The sequence below is a fragment of the Moorena sp. SIO2C4 genome (genome assembly GCF_010672485.1).
Taxonomy (GTDB): Bacteria; Cyanobacteriota; Cyanobacteriia; order Cyanobacteriales; family Coleofasciculaceae; genus Moorena; species Moorena producens.
In genome coordinates this window covers 1-2,134 of the sequence record NZ_JAAHGN010001194.1, presented here as the reverse complement: position 1 = coordinate 2,134, position 2,134 = coordinate 1, and the positions used below count along the sequence as shown (strand labels likewise).

Genomic DNA, 2,134 nt, shown 5'->3' with positions numbered 1-2,134 from the left:
ATGGCCTTTGGTGTCCAAGATGACACCCTTGACCCTACCGGGTTAATGGCAGTGGGTAGTCGTCGGGAAAATGAAATTGCTGCTGCGGCTTATATTGCTGAGACTGGTCGGGGTTGGCTAGAGTCATTGGAAATCGCTGGGAGTGCCTTTGTTGAAGCCGAGAAGTACTTGCAAAATGCGGCTGGAACTTCCCCAATGTTTGCCGGTAGCCTCGAAGTCCTTAAATTCCTCTCGGAAGCTGGTTTAAAGCTGGGTATTCTATCGGCAGACTCTACGGCTGGCGTACAAGCCTTTGTCCATCGACACCAGCTAGACCCCTATATCCAATTACAGCAGGGTGTGGATTCTGAAATCAGTAAGCCTGATCCCAGGTTGTTCCTACAAGGGTGCCAATCTTTAGAGGTAAAACCTGCTTCCGCCCTAATGGTAGGAGATTCAGCCGGTGATATTGAGATGGCAAAGCGTGCTGGTGCAGCGGGTTGCATTGGTATTTGCTGGGGCAAGCCAGAAGCTTCCCATTTAGAGGGAGCTGATCTAGCGATCGCGAGCCTGGATGAGATTGAAATTATTTAAAGTCAACTATATTGAATCGGCAAGGGGTGAGAGAAGTGTTATTTTCAATTTTCAAGTTTCAATAAGCACAACTCCCGCAGCCTTGGTGCGATCGCACCAATTGGTAAAACCTGTTTGACCTTGACCCCAGACAGAATTTTAATCTTATTGATCAACTCCTGCTGGAGCAACTGATTATCCGTTGTCATTCCTGCCGACGGCTTAGGAAAAATATCCACTGCTCCTGCATCTAAAAGCTGAAAAATCTGATCAGTATCCTCTTGCTGCACCGAAACACTAATCACCAGAATCGGTCTAGGATAGAGCGCCATAACTTCAGATGTCAACTCCAGACCATTCATCTGGGGCATATGGAGGTCTGTACAAATGACATCTGGTTGAACTTTGGGAATTAAGTTCAAAGCTTCTAAACCAGTTCCAGCTTCTCCCACCACTTCAATTTGCTCTGATGAATTCAGAATCCTTTTCAGTACTACTAGAGCAATCGGTGAATCTTCAACTAATAAAACTCGAATAGTCATTGATTATTTAATAATTTTAAATTTTTCATTTTTAATTACCAATTTAACCTTAAAGCTTCACAATTTAAACTTAAATATTAACCTTGTATATTAACTATCACACAAGTATTTGCAACGTTTCGATGAGAAAATCTTGATTAAATTTTCCTTTTGTTATATAGGCATTAGCCCCCGCTTCCATCCCTTTTTTATTATGTTCATCGGAAGCCAAAGATGTTACCAAAATTATTGGTAATTCGTTATACTCTTGATGCTGACGAATTATGGCAGTTAGGGAAAATCAGTCTAGATTTGGCATTTCCACATCAGATATTACGGCATCAAAGTAACGGCTGTTTAGTTTGTTATAGCCATCTAATCCATCTACAGCTGTCACTACTTCATACCCAGCCCTTTCTAGTATCCGTTTTTCTTGGGTGCGAACGGTAATCGAGTCATCTACTAGGAGAATTACTGGCGTCCTTTTAACGATTTGCCTTAGTTTGGTTGAGACTGTGGATGTGTTTGACTGATAGGATTGTAATGATGTGAGCAAATCTGGAGGGTTAAGAATCATACAAACTTCCCCTGTACCGATAATAGTTGCTCCACTGACATTACGCACCCGCTTTAATAACTTACTTTGAGGTTTGATCCTGGGGGGGCGACATGAGAGCTAAAAAGTAGACTGTATAAGCGACCTAGCTCTCATACCTCGTAAATAATTATTGAGCTTATGACGACTTAAGCGCATCAAATCATCAACTAATTACCAACATTTATCCATAAAATTAATCCAATTTTGAGCATATAGTCCAATATAAAAACTGGACGGTGCGCGCCTCCTAGGCCGGGTTCCCCGGCCTTGGGTCGCACCGCTATGTCTTTTAGTTGAACGCCCATATTGTTTGACTCTAGCCACATATTTATGAACTCCTTGTCTTGATGCAGTCGCTCATGGTTTGAAGTTACCGTAAGACAGGCTCGCCTTAATCAATGGAGGCGCGCTTTCCTATGGCGAATTAAATTACGGGGTCGCGCCTCAAGTTTTAACCCTTTTC

Annotated in this window: 1 protein-coding gene and 3 pseudogenes; 1 reads left to right on the top strand and 3 read right to left on the bottom strand. The window is 42.6% G+C overall.

Features of this window, described 5'->3' with window-relative positions; all coding sequences use genetic code 11:
* Positions 1–573 (top strand): HAD family hydrolase (locus F6K20_RS35485; protein WP_287297949.1); only part of this gene is annotated, 573 nt, incomplete at its 5' end.
* A gap of 116 nt (positions 574–689) precedes the next feature.
* Here F6K20_RS35485 and F6K20_RS35480 read toward each other — a convergent pair.
* The 3 pseudogenes from F6K20_RS35480 to F6K20_RS35470 all read right to left on the bottom strand — a co-directional run.
* Positions 690–1,094 (bottom strand): annotated as a pseudogene (locus F6K20_RS35480) (response regulator); the annotation flags it as partial.
* A 97-nt stretch (positions 1,095–1,191) separates the two neighbouring features.
* A pseudogene (locus F6K20_RS35475) lies at positions 1,192–1,728 on the bottom strand (response regulator); the annotation flags it as partial.
* Positions 1,712–2,013 (bottom strand): annotated as a pseudogene (locus tag F6K20_RS35470) (hypothetical protein); the annotation flags it as partial. The pseudogenes F6K20_RS35470 and F6K20_RS35475, both read right to left, overlap by 17 nt.
* Positions 2,014–2,134: the final 121 nt, after the last annotated feature.